An 18,286-nucleotide genomic window follows, 5' to 3' on the forward strand; every position below is an offset into this window, starting at 1 on the left:
ATGAAAAATGGATTGTTTTCTAAAATGATAGCAGCCTTTACCATAATTATTTCACTTAGTTTTGTAGTGACTTCAGCTATTTTATCATTTTGGTTTCAAAATTACTACTTAACTCAAAGAAGAAATCAAATAGTAAGCCAATCTCAATTTGTGAGGACCGTAGCCCTTCAATATTTTGCAGGCAATATATCACAGGAAAGAACCAATGATACTCTTGAAGAGTTATCAGGATACTTAAGTGCAGATATAAAAGCAGATATGTTTATTATGGATATGTATGGTTATATTCATGCAACATCCAATCCCCAGTATGATAAATTGATAGGAAAGCAAATTGTAAGTAAGGATATAAAGGATATAAAAAGCGGTAAAATGGTGGAGAATACTAATGTCTATAACGGGATATTTGACAAAGCTGTTCATACTTATGAAATTCCTATAACTTATAATGGTACATTTGAAGGAATTATAATGATAAATACCTCCGTTACTGACATTAAGCATCCACTTAGAAGAGTATATATAATAATATGGATATCAGCTATATTGGCAATAATCGCAGCATGCTTTGTAATTTATTATTTTTCTCAAAAAATTATAATTAAACCTTTAGGAGAAATTAATAGTGTTGCAAGAAAAATAGCAAAAGGTGAAGTTGACAAAAGGGTAGGTATTGAATCAGATGATGAAATAGGTGAACTTGCGGAATCCTTTAATTTTATGGCAGATTCTCTTGAAAAAGTAGAAAATAATAGAAGAGAATTTATATCAAATGTATCTCATGAGATTAGATCACCTATAACCTCTATAAAAGGATTTATTGGCGGTATACTTGATGGAATAATACCTCAGGACAGAGAAAAATATTATTTATCTTTAACTTATGATGAAATAAATAGGCTTACAAGGCTTGTAAATGATTTACTTGATTTATCTTCTATGGAGGCTGGGCATTTAAAATTAAATATTGTAAAATTAAATATTAATGAGATGATAAAGAATACTGTAATTAAATTTGAAACAAAAATAAATGAAAAGAAACTAAAGGTTGATGTATGCTTTAATTCTGATGCCTTGTATGTTTTAGGTGATGAAGACAGAATAAATCAAGTTTTAACTAATCTTATAGATAATGCTATAAAGTATGTAAATGATGATGGAAAAGTAGTAATAACCACAAGAGGAAAGTCAAATAAAGCATATATATCAATTTATAATAATGGTCCCCAAATTAATGAAGAGGATTTTAAGCATATATGGAATAGATTTTATAAATCAGATAAATCACGTACTACTAAGATGAGTACTGGTCTTGGACTTCCTATTGTAAGAAGTATACTTACACAACATGGTGAGGATATACATGTTGAAAATAAAAAAGAGGGCGGAGTTGAGTTTACTTTTTCACTTAAATTAGTAACTTAATTTATTGAATTATAATAATTTATTCATAATTCTTTAAACTACTAAGCTTATAATATAATAAATAATCCTATATGGGGGTGCACTAATTGCCAAACGATGATAATGAAATAAAGGATGTTGACTGGAGAGAAGTGAATATAGAAGACAGCGATAGCAGTTTGGGTCAAATTAAGTTCAAGAAAAACAGAAATAAGACTAGGTTAAGATCAGCACTAAAATTTGTTTTTATGATAGCTGTTGCGTCTATTTCTGGTGCTGTTACGGCTGCGTATATTGTTAATGTTAAGTACTCAGATTCTTTGGTGAAAAGCAATACTCCAATATTTCAGAAAAAGAAAGCGTTAAGTAGCAATAATACTAATAGTGATACTTCGGTAACTGAAAATTCAATAAATAAAGTTGCACAGGAAGTAGGACCGTCAGTTGTTGGAGTAAAAAATAGTTTAAATGGATTTGATGGAAAAAGCCAAGAGTATGTAGGTTCTGGAATAATAATAAGGTCAGATGGGTATATTGTAACTAATTACCATGTTATACAAGATCAAAGTGCTATAACTGTTAAATTGCCTAATGGAAAAAACGGTAATGTATTTAAGGCTAAACTCATTGGATATGATAATTTGTCTGATTTAGCTATAATTAAAATAGATTCACGTAATTTGCCTGCAGCAGTATTTGGAGATTCTTCAAAGATTAAGATTGGAGATAGTGCTATTGCTATTGGAAATCCCTTAGGACAAGAATTTCAAGGCTCTGTTACATCAGGTGTTATAAGTGCTATAAATAAAGATATAAATTTGCCAGACGATACAAATGGGGAGATTTCAAAATATAAAATTATTGAAACAGATGCGGTAATAAATCAAGGTAACAGCGGTGGAGCGTTATGCAATGAAAACGGAGAAGTAATAGGAATAAATAGTCTTAAACTTGGAGATAAATATGCTGATTCTGGCATGAGTGTTGCAATATCAGTAAATGAAGCAAAAAAAATAATAGATGAAATTATAAAGAATGGAAAAGTAACAAGGCCATTTCTTGGAGTAGTTGGAGGAACAGCACTTGCTGATAAAAACAATGGAATTCAAGGAGCTTACGTAAAATCAGTTGTTAGTGGAAGTGGACTCGCAAAGGCTGGAATAAAAGCAGATGATATAATAGTTGAACTAGATGGAGTTAAAGTAACAAGTATTGATGATATAAGAGATATAATTCAGGATAAAAAGATTGGAGATAAAATACCATGTAAAGTATATAGAAAGGGTAAATATATAAAGTGTGAAGTTGTATTATCTGAAAATAAAGAATAAATTTAATAATTTAAGTAATGAAAGTAGTGATAAATAATATGTTTTTAGTAGTTGGACTTGGAAATATTGGAGAGGAGTATGCACACACTAGACATAACATTGGTTTTGATGCAATAGATGCCTTAGCAGATAAGTTCAATGTTTCTATAAATAAAGCTAAGTTTAAAGGAATGTATGGAAGCTTAAATATAGGAGAAAATAAAGTTATACTTTTAAAGCCGTCAACATACATGAATTTAAGTGGAGAAAGTGTTGTAGAAGCTGTGAATTTTTACAAAATAAAGAAGGAAAATATCATAGTGCTTTATGATGATATAAGCTTTGAGGTTGGTAGGTTTAGGATAAGAAGAAAGGGAAGTGCTGGAGGGCATAATGGAATTAAAAATATTATACAGAATTTATCTTCAGATGAATTTACAAGGGTGAAAATAGGTGTTGGACAGCCTAAAGGTGATCTTGTAAAACATGTTCTTGGGCATTTTTGTGATGAAGATAGGAAAAAAGTGGAAAAAATTTTTAAAATAACTTGCGATGCAGTTGAACTTATTATAGACAAAGATGTTGAAAGTGCTATGAATAAATTTAATTGCATTGAAGTTTAATAAATTTAGAGGTGTTAAGATGAGACTTAAAGGGCTTATGCAGCCTTTGAAAAGTGATAAGAGATTTCAAGATGCTGTTCTTAATATAAAAAATCGTGAGTTCCCTATAGAGCTATGTGGAATCTCCGAATCAGGAAAAAGCTATCTTATAAGCGGGCTGTATGAAGAAACAGATAGCCCATTTTTGGTGATTACAGATAGTGATATTGAGGCTAAAAAAATATATGAAGATTTGTCTTTGTATATGTCAAATGTTTATTATTTTCCTACTAAAGAGATAGTTTTCTACAATATATATGCAATATCTGGTGATTTGAGATGGGAAAGGTTAAACGTTATAAAGCACATGCTTTCTAAAGGGAAGAAGATAATAGTAACCTGTGCTGAAGCTTTAATTTCTACATATATACCAGTAGACTTATATAGAAAATATACTTTTAAACTTTCACTTGGAGCAAACTTAAATCTAGATGATTTTATAACAAAACTTGTTCAATCGGGATATGATAGGGTTGAATGCGTAGATGCCAAAGGTCAATTTTCTGTAAGAGGAGGAATACTTGATGTATACCCACCAACGTCTGTAGTACCATACAGAATTGAACTTTTTGGAGATGAGATCGATTCAATTAGAAGCTTTAATACCGAATCTCAGAGAAGCATAGAAAAGGTTAATAAAATAGAAATTTTTCCGGCAAAAGAAATAGTGCTTCCAGATGAAAATATAAAATATGGATATGAAAAAATAGAAAAAGAACTACAAACTTCATTAAAGGCATTTTTAAATAAAGATGAAAAAGAAAATGCAGAAAGGCTAAAAAAGACTATTGAATATAATCTAGAAAGTCTTAAAGAAAAAGGTGGATTTGAAACTATAGATAGTTTTATGCCTTACTTTTTTAAGAGCACATCGTCATTTTTTGATTTTATGAAAGATGCGGTTATCTTTATAGATGATTTTGAAAGATGTAGAGGCAAAATTGAAAGTGCTTATTATGAATTTGAAGAGAATTATAATGGATTTTTACAAAGAGGTGATATACTTCCAGGACAAGGTAATATGGTTATTTCTAAAGATCACCTATGGATTATGCTAAATGAAGAAAAAGTTGTGAAAATGTTTTCTCTTGAAAATTCAACTGATAAAAATTTAACAAGCAAAAGCTTTTATTTCAAGGAAGTTACTCTTTTGAGTTATCGTGGGCAAATGGAACTTTTAATAAATGATATAAAAGAAAAAAAGAAAAATAATTATAGAATATTAATACTTAGTGGTACTAAAGCTAGAGGGCAAAGGTTGGTTGATACTTTAAGGGATTTAAAAATTGAAAGTGTATATCGGGATGATGTTTCTGAAATAAATTGTGGTGAAGTTGTAGTTACGTATGGCAGCCAGCTTAAGGGATTTGAATATCCTGAACTTAAGCTTTGTTTAATAGCAGATAAAGAGGTATTTGGAGAGTCTAAAAAGAAGAAAAAAAATAAAACAAGAAAAAATCAAAAAGGTGTAAGCAAGATAAAGAGTTTTACTGAACTTAAACCAGGAGATTATGTTGTACATGTTAATCATGGAATAGGTGTATTTAAGGGAATAGAGCAGCTTGATGTTCAAGGACATAAAAAAGACTATCTTACACTTAGCTATGCTTTAGATGATAAACTTTATGTTCCAGTAGAACAGCTTGATTTAGTTCAAAAATATGTTGGAAGTGAAGGAAAGGCTCCTAAAGTAAATAAACTTGGCGGAAATGAGTGGAATAAAGCTAAAAATAAAGTAAGAAAATCAATAAATGAAATTGCTGAAGAACTTGTGAAATTGTATGCAGTAAGGTCTACGGTAAATGGATTTAAATTTTCCAAGGATACTGTTTGGCAAAAGCAATTTGAAGAAGAATTTCCTTACAATGAAACTCCTGATCAAATGTTTGCTATAGAAGAAATAAAAAAAGACATGGAAACTGGAAAGGTAATGGACAGATTAATTTGCGGCGATGTTGGTTATGGAAAAACAGAAGTGGCAATAAGAGCTGCATTTAAATGTGTAATGGATGGTAAGCAGGTAGCGTTTTTAGTTCCAACCACAATTTTAGCTGAACAACATTATAATAACTTTGTAAAAAGGTTTTCAGATTTTCCAGTTAAGGTTGATATGATAAGCAGATTTAGAACAGCTGCGCAGCAAAAAGTTACATTAAAGGCGCTTAAAGAAGGAAATGTAGATATAATAATTGGAACTCATAGGATACTTAATAAGGAAATAAAATTTAAAGATTTAGGACTTTTAATAATAGATGAGGAGCAAAGATTTGGAGTGACTCATAAGGAAAAATTAAAACAGTTTAAAAAGAATATAGATGTACTTACTCTATCTGCGACACCTATTCCAAGAACTCTTCATATGTCGCTTACTGGAGTTAGAGATATAAGCGTTATTGAAACTGCACCAGAGGAGAGATACCCTGTTCAGACATATGTAGTTGAATACAATGATCAGCTTATAAGAGATGCTGTAATGAGAGAAATAAGCAGAAAAGGACAGGTATTTTTTGTTTATAATAGGGTTGAAAATATAAAGGAAATGAGTTCTAATATTTCAAAATTGATACCAGAAGCAAGAGTTGCTATAGCGCATGGGCAGATGACAGAAAGAGAACTTGAAAAAGTTATGATTGAATTTGGAAATAATGAATATGATTTACTGCTATGTACAACAATAATAGAGACAGGTATTGATATTCAAAATGTAAATACTATGATAATATATGATGCAGATAAAATGGGGCTTTCACAGCTTTATCAACTTAGAGGAAGAGTTGGAAGAACAAATAGAATGGCATATGCTTACTTCACTTATAGAAAAAATAAAATCTTAACAGAAGTTGCAGAAAAAAGGCTTAAAGCTATAAAAGAGTTCACAGAGCTTGGTTCAGGATTTAAAATAGCTATGAAGGATCTCGAAATAAGAGGAGCAGGAAATATAATGGGTTCTGCCCAGCATGGTCATATGGCATCAGTAGGATATGATTTGTATTGTAGAATGCTTGAAAATACTATAAAGCAAATAAAGGGAGAAATAGATGAAGAACCTGTAGAATCAACCGTTGATCTTAAAGTGGATGCATATATTCCTTCTTCATATATACAAGATGAAACTCAGAAAATCTCTATTTATAAGAAGATAGCAGCTATAGATTCATACGATGAAATGATGGAGGTTCAAGAAGAATTACAAGATAGATTTTCAGATATACCAGAGGCGGTTAATAATCTTATAGATATAGCATATTTAAGAAGCATCGCAAGCAGCCTTGGAATACTTGAAGTGAAGGATAAGAATACGCAAATAGAACTTCAATTTGAAAATAATGAAAAAATTAACGAAAGTTTAATAAAAGGGTTACTTCAGAATTATAGCAAGGAAATTGTGTTTAAAATGGGTGAAAAGCCGATAATATTGTATAGTTTGAAGAATATAAAAAGAGATGAGATGATAAAAAAATTAAAAGAACTTTTACAATATATGAAGTCCATAGTTGAAACAAAGTAATTTTATGATAAAATAAAATTTGTGCATAATAAAGTTATTAATATGAAACTTAATTAAATAAATAATTAGAAAAGCGAGGTAAATTTATGAAAAGTGCTAAAAAGATCATAAGTGCATTAATGCTAGGAATGTTTGTATTTTCAGCTGCCGGATGCGATATGATAGAAAAGACACCTGAAGGAATTTCAAAACAAGTGGTAGCGAAAGTAAACGATGAAAAGGTAACAAAAGGAGAAATTGACAAGCTTGTAAAGCAATCTGGAGTAATTGCAAGTATTGAGCAGCAGTATGGAACTAATTACACAAGTAATGAAGAAGCAATGAATGCATTAAACCAGCAAAAAGGGCAATTGCTTGATAGTAAAATAACTGAAGTGTTATTTTTACAGAAAGCAAAAGAGCTTAAGTTAATGCCAAGTGATTCGGAATTAAATAAACAAGTAACGTCTCAATATAATTCAGCTAAGAAACAATATAAAACAGATACTGAGTGGAAATCAGCATTAAAGCAGGCTGGTTATACAGAAGATGAGCTTAAAGAACAAATGAAAAACGGTATAATAGAACAAAAAGTCCTAAATTACATATATAAGGGAATAAGCATAAGTGATTCAGCTGCAAAATCATATTATGAAAAGAATCAAAGCAGCTATACAGAAAAAACAAACACAATTAATGTATCACATATTTTACTTAAAACTGAAGATGAAGCTAAAAAGGTTGAAACAAGAATAAAAAATGGAGAAGATTTTGCTAAAATAGCTAAAGAGGTATCCACTGATACTGGCTCAAAGGATAAGGGTGGAAGTTTAGGAGATATACAACAAGGTGATACAAATTACGATGCAACTTTTATGGCAGCAGCATGGAAATTAAAAGCTGGAGAAGTTAGTCAGCCAGTTAAAACTCAATTTGGATGGCATGTAATAAAGTGTGTAAAGAAAACAGAGTATCCTGTAAAGGCATTTGATAAAGTTAAAGCAGATATAAAGAGCACTCTTTTAAAACAAAAACAACAAACTAAGTTACAAGATACTATTACTAAATGGAAAAAAGCGGCTAAGATAACTAAATACGAAAAAAATCTATAAATAAAAAAATCCATAGAAGGTAACTTCTATGGATTTTTTTATAAAGAAAACTATGCATATATGCATAAAATTTCAAAATAAGTTGGATACTATAAATGTAAAAAAAATTTAGGAGGGAAACAAGTGATGAAAGCAACAGGTATTGTTAGACGTATAGACGATCTTGGAAGAGTTGTAATACCAAAGGAAATAAGAAGAACTCTTAGGATAAGAGAAGGAGATCCTTTAGAAATATTTACAGATAGAGAAGGGGGAGTTATTTTAAAAAAATATTCACCTATAAATGAGCTTAACGATTTTGCAAAGGAGTATGCAGAATCATTAAATTCTTCAATAGGGCAAATGGTAGCAATTTGCGATAAAGATGCAATAATATCAGTTAGTGGATCAGCTAAAAAGGAATATGTTGATAAGAGAGTAAGCGACGAAATTGAAAGCTTAATGGATGAAAGAAAGTCATTTAATATGGCTGAGGAAGGAAAGCCAATGCCATTATATGATGAAGATGAGGCAGAAGGAAAATATACGGCACAAGTTGCTGCTCCAATAATAGCAGAGGGTGATGCTGTGGGTGCAGTAGTTATTTTTTCAAAGGATGAAGATGCAAAATTTGGAGAGATGGAAGAGAAAATGGCGGAAACAGCAGCACTATTTTTAGGAAAACAAATGGAACAATAATATAATATAGTAATAATACCTCTAAAATTTAAATATTAATACTTATAGAAATTTTGGAGGTATTTTAATATGAAAAAACAATCTTTAATAAAAGGCACTTTTATATTAGGTATAGCAGGCATAATTGCGAAATTCTTGGGATTATTTTTTAGGTTTCCCCTTGTTATGCTTATAGGTGATGATGGAATAGGATATTACCAAATGTCATATCCGTTGTATACATTTTTTATTGCTGCAGCATCTGGAATACCTGTAGCTGTGTCTAAAATGGTTTCAGAGAGAAATGCAGTTGGAGATACAGAGGGAATAATATTAATACTTAGAAAAGCCATTATTCTTATGGTTATGCTTGGAGGAGGATTTACACTATTCCTTTTAGCATTTTCTAAAGAACTTGTAAGATTTCTCAATTGGGACAGCCATGCATTATATTCACTGATGGGGATAGCTTTTGCACCGCTATTTATATCTATAGTAAGCCCATTTAGAGGCTTCTTTCAAGGACTTCAGAATATGACACCTACGGCTATATCTCAAATACTAGAGCAAATTGGAAGGGTAATTGTAGGAGTTGGACTAGCATATCTATTTTTAAATAAAGGAGTAGAGTATTCGGCAGGTGGAGCAGCTTTTGGGGCAACTTTTGGAGCTATAATGGCTGGAATATATTTATTTTACAAGTACATTAAAGCTGAAAAACAATTGGGAAAAATAAAAATTAAAAATGATAGTTCTATTTTAACTAAAATAATATGTATAGCTATTCCAGTGTCACTTGGTTCCGCAGTAGGAAGTATAATGAGTCTTTTAGATTCTATTCTTGTACCTCAAAATTTGCTTAAAGCAGGATTTGATTATAGGCAGGCTACTGAGCTATATGGACAACTTACAGGAAAAGCATTTGTGCTTGTTAATGTTCCTCTTACATTATCAATGGCGCTTTGTATCTCTATTGTGCCAATGATTTCAGAAGCGTTTATTTTAAAAAGAAAATTTCAACTAATAAGTAAAGTTGACACAGCATTAAGAATGTCAATGGTAATAGCAATACCATCTTTTTTAGGGCTATTTTTTATGTCAAATCCAATAATGAGATTAATATTTCCAGGACACTCAGCAGGAAGCGATATTTTAAAATATTTAAGTATTAGCATACCATTTATAATTTTATTTCAAACAACTACAGCGATATTGCAGGGTGTAGGAAAGTATTTATTGCCTGTAATAAATTTATTTATAGGCTGTGTGGTTAAGGTATTTATAACTATACATTTAGTGCCATCACCCAATATAAATGTTTATGGAGCTGTAATAGGGACTATAATTGGATATTTTGTTGCTACTATATTAAATGTAGCAGCGTTCAGTATAAAGTTAAAAATTAAGCCTAAATACTATGATATTTTAATAAAACCTGCTTATGCCTCAATTATTATGATAATAAGTGTTGTATTTATTTATACGTATGTTTATAATAAAACAATGAATAATATAATAAGTTGTGGCATATCTGTGCTTTCAGGTGTTATAATTTATTTTATATTAATTATTGTTTTTGGAGTATTTAATTATAGCGATATTAAACGAAGATTTGTTAAAGGATAAATAAAGGAAAAGAGGTAGAAGTTTTAGTGATTAAAATTGTTGGACTTGGACCTGGATCGAAGGATGCAATTACTTTTGGTACCTTAGAACTGCTAAAAAGCAGTAGTAATGTTATTCTAAGAACAGAAAAACATCCTACAGTAAAGTATCTAAAAGAAATGGGCATAGCATTTCAAACTTATGATGAAAAGTATGAGAAAAGTGAAAGCTTTGATGATGTGTATAGTTCTATAGCTGAAGATATAATAAAAAGATATTCCGAAGCTGGAGAAGTGGTTTATGCGGTCCCAGGGCATCCTCTTGTTGCAGAAAAGTCTGTCGAGATATTATTAAAATTATGTAAAAAACAAAACATAGAAGCAGAAGTACTTCCTGCAGTAAGTTTTATAGATGTTGTCATGGAAAGACTTCAAATAGATCCAGTTAGAGGTCTTAAAATAATAGACGCGTTTGATATAAAAAATCAAATTTTAGATAAAAGAATAGGACTAATAGTAACTCAAGTGTATAATAAGTTTATTGCATCAGATGTAAAATTAGCGCTGCTTGAGTATTATAAAGATGATACAGAAATATATTTTATAAGAGCCGCAGGAGTAAAAGATACAGAGAGTATACGCACAATGCCTTTGTATGAGCTTGATAGGCAGGGAGATATAGATTATTTGACATCGATATATATACCACGTGATGTAGAAAACAATAAAGATTTCTATGACTTACTTGATATTATGGAGAAGCTTAGAAGCAGTGATGGTTGTCCATGGGATAGAGAACAAACGCATGAATCTATAAAGAAATCTATGATTGAGGAAAGTTATGAAGTTGTTGAAGCTATTGAAAAAAATGACGATAATATGGTTATTGAAGAACTTGGAGATGTACTTTTTCAGATAGTTTTTCATGCTCAACTTGGAAAAGAAGAAGGAATGTATAATATCAATGATATAATATCTGGTATATGCAGTAAAATGATATATAGGCATCCCCATGTATTTGGAGATTCAAACTGTGAAACATCTTCAGACGTAATTAAAAAGTGGGATGAAATAAAGAAAAATGAGCAAGGATTAAAATCTCATACTGATGAATTAAAACATGTACCTAAAATTTTGCCAGCACTTATGAGGGCAGATAAGGTTCAAAAGAAAGCTGCAAAAGTTGGATTTGATTTGGACAGCATTGAAGGTGTATTTAACAAGGTTTTAGAGGAGTTTTATGAGGTAAAAAATGAATATAATGCTAGCAAAAAGGATAGAATATTAGAAGAAGTTGGAGATTTAATATTTTCTGTAGTAAATGTTGCTAGATTTCTTGACATTGATAGTGAGTTTGCATTAAATTATACTATAGATAAATTTATAAAACGCTTTGAGTACATAGAAAACGAAGCTTGTAATAATAACTTGAGATTAGAGGACATGACATTAAAGCAAATGGATGATCTTTGGAATAAGAGCAAATCAATTGAAAAAGACAAAATTTAATAAAAATATCTTTCGAAAGAAGGATTTTTATAATTAATGCAGAATATGCTAATGTATAGTTAAGCATACTCTTAAAATTTAAGGAGGTAACAAAAGTGAATAAAGCAGAATTAATAGCTAGTATAGCAGAAAAAGGAAATTTAACTAAGAAAGATGCAGAGACAGCATTAAAAGCATTTATAGAAAGTATTGAAGAATCTTTAGAGAAAAATGAAAAGGTTCAATTAGTTGGTTTCGGAACTTTTGAAACTAGAGAAAGAGCTGAAAGAAAGGGTAGAAACCCAAGATCAAAAGAAGAAATAACAATACCAGCGTCTACTGTACCAGTATTTAAAGCAGGAAAAGAATTTAAAGAGAGAGTAAATAAATAATAAATTTAGGCACAAATTAAAAATCCCGGTTAATCCGGGATTTTTAAGTATAATCCTACACGAGGTTTGGGCGGAGCCCATTATCCTTCTAGAACAAGAAATAGGCACTCATAAAAATACACGAGGTTTGGGCGGAGCCCATTATCCTTCTTACAGTCAGATAAATCTTAAAACTTAATGATGCTCAGCTTTGCTGAACGAAATAAATATAGGTGATTTTAAAAGTTTGGAATAAGCATTAATAAGATTTTAAATTTTCTATGGTGAAATGAAAGAAAATTATTTTTTATTGCGCATTGTGTATTGTAAACTGAATTAAATATGGTTTCACTGAATATTTGTTTAAATCATATAATAACGATTGGGAGGAAAAAATGAGACTAGATAAATACTTGAAAATTTCAAGAATAATAAAAAGAAGAACTGTTGCTAAAGAAGCTTGTGAAAGTGGAAGAGTATCTATAAATGGAAAGGTTGCAAAACCAAGTACAGAGGTGAAAGAAGAAGATGTAATAGAAATTAGATATGCTTCAAAGGTATTAAAAGCTAAAATTTTAAATATTTCAAGCCATGTACTTAAAGAAGAAGCAAAACAAATGTATGAGGTAATATCAGGTGAAGAAATTTAGGTTATAACTTGCGAATATTCTACATATATATTAAAAAGTAGAATAGGAGGTAATCTGGTATGGAATCAAAAAAAGAATCAAATACTGATAATAGTAAGAAAAGTCTTATGACTATAGAAAATAGAAAAAAGCTTTTATTGACAGGTGTGAGTGAAGTTGTCAGCTTTAATGATGAGCAAATTATACTTAATACTAATGTAGGTTCACTTGTTATTAGAGGAAGAGAACTTAAAATGAATAAATTGGATGTACAAAATGGAGATATAGTTATAATTGGAGTAGTCAATTCCTGCGTATATAACAGCAATGAGGATAAGCATAATAAAGATAGTATTTTGTCAAGATTATTTAGATAGGTAATAAATTATGATTTTGACTATATATGATCAGTTTGTTTTTTTATTATGCAATTTCATAGCAGGAATTGTAGTCGCAGGACTTTTTGATTTATATAGAGTTATAAGAAATATAAAAAAAGTAAATAGAATTTTGGTTTTTATACAAGACATAATATTTCTTATTTTATGCGGATTTATTGTATTTGCATTCTTATTGTATACAAATGAAGCTTACATAAATATTTATGTATATGTATTTATGATATTAGGAATAATTTTTTATGTTAAGGTAATAAGCCGTGGGTATGTAAAGGCTGTTGATACTATAATAAGAAAGTTAATGAAACTTACTAGAATTATTGTAAATTTTATAATTTTCATTTTTGAATCAATATTCTTAAATAAAAAATAAAAATTAGTTAATAAATAGCTTGAATAAATCTAAAAAAGCTTTTAAAATGTATATATGGGTATTAAGTTTTAACTCTAGAGGAGAGTTTTATTTATGAGTAAAAAGTCAAAACTAAAAATTATAATACTTATGGTTTTTATTATAAATATAGGATATATATTTGTTAATCAAGAACTCACTATGTTAAGAATAAAAAATGACATAAAGACTAAACAGGAAACCGTAGATAAGCTTAGCAGTGAGAATAGAAAATTACAGGATCAAATTAAACTTACTAAGACTGATAAATATACTGAAAAGCTCGCAAGGGAAAGATTGGGTCTTATAAAAGAAGGTGAAACTCCTGTAATGGATTCAAGTGAAAAAAATAAATAGCTTAATAAATTATAATTAACATACACAATATAAAATCAAGGAGGAGTCTTTTTAATATGACCTTAAAGGCAGGAAGTATTTTAGAAGGTACTGTTGTTAATATCACCAATTTTGGAGCTTTTGTTGAAGTAGATGGAAAAACTGGACTTGTTCATATATCCGAGGTGGCAGATTCATTTGTTAAGGATATAAGAGAATATTTAAAGGAAAAGGATAAAGTAAAAGTTAAAGTTCTTTCCGTAGATGACAATGGAAAAATAAGTTTATCGATAAAACAAGCTTCTGCACCTAAGAAATCAGCAAGACCAATTGAGATAGATTGGGTAAAGAAAAGTAAGCCACAGCCAACTGTTAATTTTGAGGATAAATTATCAAAATTTTTAAAGGACAGTGAAGAAAAATTTCAGGATTTAAAGAAACATCAAGATTCTAGAGCTAGAGGTTATAGAAAAAATTCAAGTAATTAAGATGGCTTTTAAAGGGAAGCATATCTATTTAAGAGGGTTTAATACCCTCTTAAATTTTGCCTTAAATTAATATATGTATATAGGAGGATGTGAAAAAAGGTATTCTATAGGTTTTACTATACAGCACATAAAGCCTTATGAGCGGCTCGTAAAAAAGAATACCTATATTTTTCACATGCTCCTATAGATGAACAACTTGAAACTTACAATTTTTGGGTTTCTTAATAAATAAATAAAAAAGTTTAAAAATGTTGTTGACAATAGTCTATGTATCATATATAATAAATATTGTCGCTGATGAGTGACATGCCGAAGTGGCGGAACTGGCAGACGCACAGGACTTAAAATCCTGCGATGCTAATCACATCGTACCGGTTCGATTCCGGTCTTCGGCACCAAATAATATATCGCGGGGTGGAGCAGTTGGTAGCTCGTCGGGCTCATAACCCGAAGGTCATAGGTTCAAGTCCTGTCCCCGCAACCATTAGTTTTTATATGCCGAAGTGGCGGAACTGGCAGACGCACAGGACTTAAAATCCTGCGATGCTAATCACATCGTACCGGTTCGATTCCGGTCTTCGGCACCAAGTAGCATATCGCGGGGTGGAGCAGTTGGTAGCTCGTCGGGCTCATAACCCGAAGGTCATAGGTTCAAGTCCTGTCCCCGCAACCATTATGGCGGAATAGCTCAGCTGGCTAGAGCATTCGGTTCATACCCGAAGTGTCGTAGGTTCAAGTCCTATTTCCGCTACCAAAAGACTGTTTGAATAAAACAGTCTTTTTTTATGTCCTTAATTAGAAGCACAATATATATGAACAACTTGAAACATAGAAATTATAAGTGCCAAATGTATTCTGTTAAATTAAAATTTAACTCAATGCACAATTCACAGTTCACAATGCACAATGAAGGTAGATTTACCTTTTGCTACGCTCAGGTAAATCTTAGAACTTGATAGTGTCAGTTTCGCTGAGCACTATATTTTAAGCACCTTGAGCATATTAAGTTTTTGGATTTTTCGAAGCATAGCGGAGAAAAATCGTCCTTCATTGTGAACTGTGCATTGTGCATTGTGAATTGCGTCAACTTTCAGTTTAACAGGATTAATTTGGCATTAGTCATTTTAACCTTTCAAGTTGTCTATCTATGTATATGTACTTTAAAATACTAAATTTCACATGCAGCACTGTAAAAAAAGACGTAAAATACAAAAATAAAAAATCATGTTTAGTCATAATGTAAACTTATAGTATTTTATATATAGTAAAAATAAGTAAATAAGTATTGTAGGGATAAATGTCTTAAAAAAACTTTTTGAATAAACATCAATTGACAAACATTTCCAGAACACTTTGATATAATTAACCTAAATTGTTTGTTATGGGTGGTGGATGTTATAATGCAATACGATAGCAATGTATTAACTTATGAGAGGGTTGCTAAGGAAAATAAAAAAGATACTAAAGTTAATAATGTAAACAAAATATTCATGATAAAACTTATACTATTTGCAGTGAGTTCGTTTTTTATAAGTAGGGTTGTAATTGTAGATTCTATGGCTCCGTTTGGAATTGCTTTTACAATTGTAATTTTAAATTTTAAGTTTGATAAAAAGATAGATACGGTATCGTGTATTTCATCTGCACTTGGATATATTTCTATTCATAGTGAACTTAAGGATTTCCATATGTATGTAATATCTATTTTAATTATGGGGGTTATATCCTTTACATTAAGCAAAATAACAAAGATTAAAAAACTGATTTTTATGTTTTCAACTATTTTTATAGAATTTACTATTTTTAAGTTCTTAATTTTAAATTTAACTATTGAGTCTGCCATTTTATTTTCTTTAATACAAGTGGCTTGTACCGTATCATTATATTATATTCTGAATTACTGTATTATATGTTTCGATAATATTAATTCTAGACATCTTTTTTCAAATGAAGAAATCATAAGCATGGCTATAACGATTTCTATTGCCATTTCAGGTACTAAAGGAACTGAACTTTTTGGTGTATCAATAAGAAACACATTATCGATGCTTTTTATACTAATTCTCGCATATGTAAGTGGAAGTGCAGTAGGAGCAGCATCTGGTATAGCTTTGGGTGCAATAGTTGGTATGAATACAGATAATATGCTTGTGTATATAAGTGTATTTGGTATAGCTGCATTAATAGTAGGAATTTTTAAGGAATCAGGAAAGCTAGTATCTGGAGCATCATATGTTATTATTTTGTGTATATTAATTTTATATTGTAAGGATCATGGAGATTTAAATTTTATAGAGGTTTTTTTAACCAGTGCAGCATTTGTAATAATACCAGATAAGGTTTATGAAAGAATTAGAAGTGAAATTAGCTGGGATAAAAAGCAGGAAATTATAAATGATAATTATATTGAGAAAATAAAGAATATTTTTGTGAATAGACTTGATAGTTTTTCTGAAGTTTTGTTTACAATGTCAAATATACTAAATAATTTAGCAGATAATGATAAACTTGCACTTAAAACTAAAAGCTGTGGACTCATTGAAAATCTTGCAGATAGGGTATGTGGAAGCTGTAATATGAGAAGTATATGTTGGAAAAGGGAAACTTATTATACTTATGCAGGATTTGAAGAACTTATCCAAAACTACCAAAATAATATATTCAAAATTCCTAAAGAGATAGAAAAGAAATGTATAAAGAGAACAGCACTTATTAAAAATACAGAAGATATAGTTAATAATTATATTATCAGTGAAATGTGGAGAATGCAATTAAGCAAAGGAAGAGAAATTATGTCCTCACAGATAAATAACATGGGAGGATCTATTAAAGAAATATTATCTGAATTTAAAAGTGAACTAAAAATTGATAGTGATATGGAAAGAAAGCTAATAAAAGCTTTAAGCAAAAATAATGTTGAGTTTAAAGACTTAATATGCCTAACTTCTAAAAATGATAAATTAATGATAAAAATGACTATGCCGGCATGCGGAGGAAGGCAAATTTGTGTTAAGGATGTACTGCCTATTATAAATAGATCAGTAGAGAAAATTATGTGTGTTGGAGATGACGGCTGCAGTATATCTCCTGAAAATAATTTATGTACTGTAATATTTGAGGAAACTCCTAAATATTATATAGCATCATATGTTAGTAGAGTTTGTAAGAATGGTGAAAAACAAAATGGAGATAGTTATAGCTTTGGAAAGACAAAAGATGGAAACTATATGATGATAATAAGCGATGGTATGGGATATGGACCACAGGCACAGCGTGAAAGTAAAGCAGTTGTGGATTTAATAGAAAAGTTTACAATGGCAGGGCTTAATCAAAATACGGCTATAAATGCTGTTAATTCTATTATGACCCTTAAATTTAATGAAGATGAAAAATTTTCAACAGTTGATCTATGCAAGGTAGACCTTTATTCTGGTAATGCTGATTTTTTAAAGGTTGGTGGAGTTAATAGCTTTATAAAGCGTAAAAATAAGGTTCAAGTAATTAATTCAAAGACATTACCCATTGGTGTACTAGACAAAGCAGATATTCAAATTACAAGTAAAAATGTACAAAATGGGGATGTAATAGTTATGATAAGTGATGGAGTAATGGATTGTAAGAAAGAAGATACAGGCGAAGCTAAATGGATTGTAGATTTTTTAAGTAAATGTGACGGATCTAAACCTAAAGAACTTGCAGATGTGATTATAAATAAAGCTTTAGAATTTTGCAATGGAAAGGCAGAAGACGATATGACTGTAATAGTAAATAAAGTATATAATTTATATTAAGTATAAAGTAATTTTTAAAATTGTGGTATAATGAAAAAGCAATATGCATACGTGAAAGTGCATGAAAACTTTAAAAGCTACTTTTGATGTTTTACAGGTAATTTATAAACATTAAGAGTACGGAGTATAGAGTACAGTGAAGGATGATTTCTCTTCCT

Annotated in this window: 15 protein-coding genes and 5 tRNA genes; all 20 read left to right on the forward strand. The window is 30.2% G+C overall.

Features of this window, described 5'->3' with window-relative positions:
* Positions 1-1,425, forward strand: coding sequence for a sensor histidine kinase (locus LQK79_RS14455; RefSeq protein ID WP_053241335.1), 1,425 nt, complete (start codon positions 1-3; stop codon positions 1,423-1,425).
* An 86-nt stretch (positions 1,426-1,511) separates the two neighbouring features.
* Positions 1,512-2,735: a S1C family serine protease gene (locus tag LQK79_RS14460; RefSeq protein ID WP_231017018.1), complete on the forward strand. Its 1,224-nt coding sequence runs from the start codon at positions 1,512-1,514 to the stop codon at positions 2,733-2,735.
* Between the two features lie 38 nt (positions 2,736-2,773).
* Positions 2,774-3,337: an aminoacyl-tRNA hydrolase gene (gene pth, locus LQK79_RS14465; RefSeq protein ID WP_231017027.1), complete on the forward strand. Its 564-nt coding sequence runs from the start codon at positions 2,774-2,776 to the stop codon at positions 3,335-3,337.
* A gap of 19 nt (positions 3,338-3,356) precedes the next feature.
* The gene (gene mfd / locus LQK79_RS14470; protein ID WP_231017019.1) at positions 3,357-6,884 is read left to right on the forward strand and encodes a transcription-repair coupling factor; all 3,528 of its coding nucleotides are present in this window, start codon (positions 3,357-3,359) and stop codon (positions 6,882-6,884) included.
* A gap of 86 nt (positions 6,885-6,970) precedes the next feature.
* Positions 6,971-7,975, forward strand: coding sequence for a peptidylprolyl isomerase (locus LQK79_RS14475; protein WP_231017020.1), 1,005 nt, complete (start codon positions 6,971-6,973; stop codon positions 7,973-7,975).
* 126 nt (positions 7,976-8,101) lie between these two features.
* Entirely contained in the window at positions 8,102-8,653 is a 552-nt protein-coding gene (gene spoVT / locus LQK79_RS14480) for a stage V sporulation protein T (RefSeq protein WP_231017028.1), read from the forward strand.
* A gap of 69 nt (positions 8,654-8,722) precedes the next feature.
* Positions 8,723-10,258 carry a putative polysaccharide biosynthesis protein gene (locus LQK79_RS14485; RefSeq protein WP_231017021.1) on the forward strand — a complete coding sequence of 512 codons (1,536 nt, stop codon included), beginning with the start codon at positions 8,723-8,725 and terminating at the stop codon, positions 10,256-10,258.
* A 26-nt stretch (positions 10,259-10,284) separates the two neighbouring features.
* Positions 10,285-11,745 carry a bifunctional methyltransferase/pyrophosphohydrolase YabN gene (gene yabN, locus LQK79_RS14490; protein ID WP_231017022.1) on the forward strand — a complete coding sequence of 487 codons (1,461 nt, stop codon included), beginning with the start codon at positions 10,285-10,287 and terminating at the stop codon, positions 11,743-11,745.
* 95 nt (positions 11,746-11,840) lie between these two features.
* A complete protein-coding gene (locus tag LQK79_RS14495) occupies positions 11,841-12,116 on the forward strand; it encodes an HU family DNA-binding protein (protein ID WP_053241336.1) in 276 nt (91 codons plus the stop codon).
* A 374-nt stretch (positions 12,117-12,490) separates the two neighbouring features.
* Positions 12,491-12,745 (forward strand): RNA-binding S4 domain-containing protein, encoded by a 255-nt coding sequence (locus LQK79_RS14500; protein WP_053241337.1) that lies wholly within the window; start codon positions 12,491-12,493, stop codon positions 12,743-12,745.
* 59 nt (positions 12,746-12,804) lie between these two features.
* A complete protein-coding gene (gene yabP, locus LQK79_RS14505) occupies positions 12,805-13,101 on the forward strand; it encodes a sporulation protein YabP (protein WP_053241338.1) in 297 nt (98 codons plus the stop codon).
* Between the two features lie 10 nt (positions 13,102-13,111).
* A complete protein-coding gene (gene yabQ / locus LQK79_RS14510; RefSeq protein ID WP_231017023.1) occupies positions 13,112-13,495 on the forward strand; it encodes a spore cortex biosynthesis protein YabQ in 384 nt (127 codons plus the stop codon).
* Between the two features lie 93 nt (positions 13,496-13,588).
* Entirely contained in the window at positions 13,589-13,870 is a 282-nt protein-coding gene (locus tag LQK79_RS14515) for an FtsB family cell division protein (protein ID WP_053241339.1), read from the forward strand.
* Positions 13,871-13,926: 56 nt separating this feature from the next.
* Entirely contained in the window at positions 13,927-14,337 is a 411-nt protein-coding gene (locus LQK79_RS14520) for a S1 domain-containing RNA-binding protein (RefSeq protein WP_053241340.1), read from the forward strand.
* Between the two features lie 308 nt (positions 14,338-14,645).
* Positions 14,646-14,735 (forward strand) — tRNA-Leu (locus LQK79_RS14525).
* Between the two features lie 10 nt (positions 14,736-14,745).
* Positions 14,746-14,821: transfer RNA gene (locus LQK79_RS14530), tRNA-Met, on the forward strand.
* Between the two features lie 13 nt (positions 14,822-14,834).
* A tRNA-Leu gene (locus tag LQK79_RS14535) sits at positions 14,835-14,924 on the forward strand.
* Positions 14,925-14,934: 10 nt separating this feature from the next.
* Positions 14,935-15,010, forward strand: a tRNA-Met gene (locus tag LQK79_RS14540).
* A gap of 4 nt (positions 15,011-15,014) precedes the next feature.
* Positions 15,015-15,091, forward strand: a tRNA-Met gene (locus tag LQK79_RS14545).
* Between the two features lie 646 nt (positions 15,092-15,737).
* A complete protein-coding gene (gene spoIIE / locus LQK79_RS14550) occupies positions 15,738-18,128 on the forward strand; it encodes a stage II sporulation protein E (protein ID WP_053241341.1) in 2,391 nt (796 codons plus the stop codon).
* Positions 18,129-18,286 lie beyond the last annotated feature (158 nt).

Source organism: Clostridium guangxiense, assembly GCF_021043395.1.
Taxonomy (GTDB): domain Bacteria; phylum Bacillota; class Clostridia; order Clostridiales; family Clostridiaceae; genus Clostridium_S; species Clostridium_S guangxiense.

Excerpts from the sequence above, each read along its gene's own strand:
- yabP (WP_053241338.1), top strand. The coding sequence starts at position 12,805 with ATGGAATCAAAAAAAGAATCAAATACTGATAATAGTAAGAAAAGTCTT.
- LQK79_RS14515 (WP_053241339.1), top strand. The coding sequence starts at position 13,589 with ATGAGTAAAAAGTCAAAACTAAAAATTATAATACTTATGGTTTTTATT.
- LQK79_RS14520 (WP_053241340.1), top strand. The coding sequence starts at position 13,927 with ATGACCTTAAAGGCAGGAAGTATTTTAGAAGGTACTGTTGTTAATATC.
- pth (WP_231017027.1), top strand. The coding sequence starts at position 2,774 with ATGTTTTTAGTAGTTGGACTTGGAAATATTGGAGAGGAGTATGCACAC.
- LQK79_RS14455 (WP_053241335.1), top strand. The coding sequence starts at position 1 with ATGAAAAATGGATTGTTTTCTAAAATGATAGCAGCCTTTACCATAATT.
- LQK79_RS14475 (WP_231017020.1), top strand. The coding sequence starts at position 6,971 with ATGAAAAGTGCTAAAAAGATCATAAGTGCATTAATGCTAGGAATGTTT.
- spoVT (WP_231017028.1), top strand. The coding sequence starts at position 8,102 with ATGAAAGCAACAGGTATTGTTAGACGTATAGACGATCTTGGAAGAGTT.
- mfd (WP_231017019.1), top strand. The coding sequence starts at position 3,357 with ATGAGACTTAAAGGGCTTATGCAGCCTTTGAAAAGTGATAAGAGATTT.
- yabQ (WP_231017023.1), top strand. The coding sequence starts at position 13,112 with ATGATTTTGACTATATATGATCAGTTTGTTTTTTTATTATGCAATTTC.
- spoIIE (WP_053241341.1), top strand. The coding sequence starts at position 15,738 with ATGCAATACGATAGCAATGTATTAACTTATGAGAGGGTTGCTAAGGAA.
- LQK79_RS14485 (WP_231017021.1), top strand. The coding sequence starts at position 8,723 with ATGAAAAAACAATCTTTAATAAAAGGCACTTTTATATTAGGTATAGCA.
- LQK79_RS14500 (WP_053241337.1), top strand. The coding sequence starts at position 12,491 with ATGAGACTAGATAAATACTTGAAAATTTCAAGAATAATAAAAAGAAGA.